2 protein-coding genes are annotated in these 1832 nt (G+C 68.0%); both read left to right on the top strand.

All coding sequences use genetic code 11. The features are described 5' to 3' along the window. On the top strand, positions 1-1389 hold a 1389-nt coding region (locus tag AKL29_RS17510), incomplete at its 5' end, for a DUF4403 family protein (protein WP_244482114.1). Positions 1390-1604: 215 nt separating this feature from the next. Continuing rightward, a partial coding sequence (locus tag AKL29_RS44970; protein WP_244482112.1) for an ABC transporter substrate-binding protein occupies positions 1605-1832 on the top strand: 228 nt, incomplete at its 3' end.

The following is a 1832-nucleotide window of genomic DNA, read 5'->3' as shown; positions in this document are numbered from 1 at the left end:
GTCTCGGTCGCGCTGTCGGCGATCCGCGACGCCGCCGAACGCGGCGCGCCGAAGACGTTCGGCGGCAAGGCCGACAACCCGGTCCAGCAAATCCTGCAAAATGCCGACATCGGCTGGACCGCATCGCGCGGGCCGATCGCGGCCACCGGCGCGCAGGACGTGCTGACGCTGACCACCCCGATCAACGGCACGCTCAAGGTCACCGGCGCGTTGTCCGCCAAGGCAACCGGCGCGGTCAACGACGCGCTCGGCAGCCTGCTCGGCGGCAATGTCGCCAAGCAGATCGGCGCCGTGAACATCAAGAACATCAACGCCAACGCCGAGATCAAGGGCAACGTCACCCTCACCGCGCGCCCGAAGCTCGGCGCATCCTGGCGGATCGAGCCGAACCTGCAGGCACAGGTCAATCTCGGCGACACCAGCCTGTCGACGGCCGGCGTCCGCATCAGCGTGCCGGCCCAGGTCAAGCCTGTCATCGACAAGGCGGTCGCCGACCAGATTGCCGAGGTCGAGGCCCGATTGCACAACGACCCGGTGTTCCAGAACAACGCCCGCGCGCAATGGGCCAAGGCCTGCCGCTCGATCCCGCTGCAAGGCACCGGCGGCACCACCTCGATGCCGCCGATGTGGCTCGAGCTGCGACCGACCCGCGCGATCGCCGCGCAGCCGAAGGTCGATGCGTCCTCGCTGATCCTGACGATGGGGATCGAGGCCGAAACGCGGATCACGGAGGCACAGACCACCCCGAACTGCCCGTTCCCCGAAAAACTCTCGATCGTGCCGCCGATGGCGAGCCAGGTCGCGATCGGCCTGCCGGTCGACCTGTCCTTCACCACGCTGAGCCAGCTGGTCGAGGCGCAGCTCAAGGGCAAGACCTTCCCCGAGGACGGCTCCGGTCCGGTCGACGTGACCGTCAAGAGCGCGAGCATCGCCGCCTCCGGCGACCGGCTTCTGATCTCACTCCTGGTGCACGCCAAGGAAAAGGCCAGCTGGTTCGGGCTGGGCGCCGAGGCGACCGTGCACATCTGGGGCCGGCCGCGGCTCGACCAGCCGTCGCAGACGCTGCGGCTGACCGACGTCGAGCTGGCGGTGGAATCCGAGGCCGCGTTCGGCCTGCTCGGCGCCGCCGCGCGCGCGGCGATCCCGCACATGCAGCAGACCCTCAACGACCGGCTGGTGGTCGACCTGAAGCCATTCGCGACCAACGCGCAGCGCAAGGTCGCCGCCGCCATCGCCGACCTGCAGAAGAACGAGGAAGGCATCCGCGTCGACGCCGAGGTCAACAGCATCCGGCTGGCCGGGATCGACTTCGATTCCAAGACGTTGCGGGTGATCGTGGAAACCGACGGCACCATCAAGGCCGCCGTCACCGCGTTACCGGCGCTCTGACCGGCGCAGCGAGACCTGTGCCTCCTCACCCGGATTGCCGCGCAATCCGACCTCTCCCCGCAAGCGGGGCGAGGTAACAAGGCCCTCCGCTCGCGCGTTCCATCCGCCCCTGCCCTGCCCATGCTCAAAAAGTCGTCTTTGCGACAGCTTGCCGCAGCGGCTAGAACGCCCCGGTGGAAGCAACCCTCAACGAAAAAGTCAGGGAGAAAAACACGATGAAAACACTCTTGGCCGCAGCGGCGGCCGGCCTCGCGCTCGCGGTCTCAGCGACCGCGGCGAACGCCCAGATCTCCGACGATGTCGTCAAGATCGGCGTGCTCACCGACATGTCGAGCCTCTATGCGGACGCCACCGGCAAGGGCTCGGTCGCCGCCGTCGAGATGGCGGTCGCCGATTACGGCGGCAAGGTAAAAGGCAAGCCGGTGCAGGTGATCGCAGCCGAT

This window comes from Bradyrhizobium pachyrhizi (assembly GCF_001189245.1).
Taxonomy (GTDB): Bacteria; Pseudomonadota; Alphaproteobacteria; order Rhizobiales; family Xanthobacteraceae; genus Bradyrhizobium; species Bradyrhizobium pachyrhizi.
Note: the sequence above shows the minus strand (reverse complement) of the source record. Positions and strands in the feature narration are given on the sequence as shown.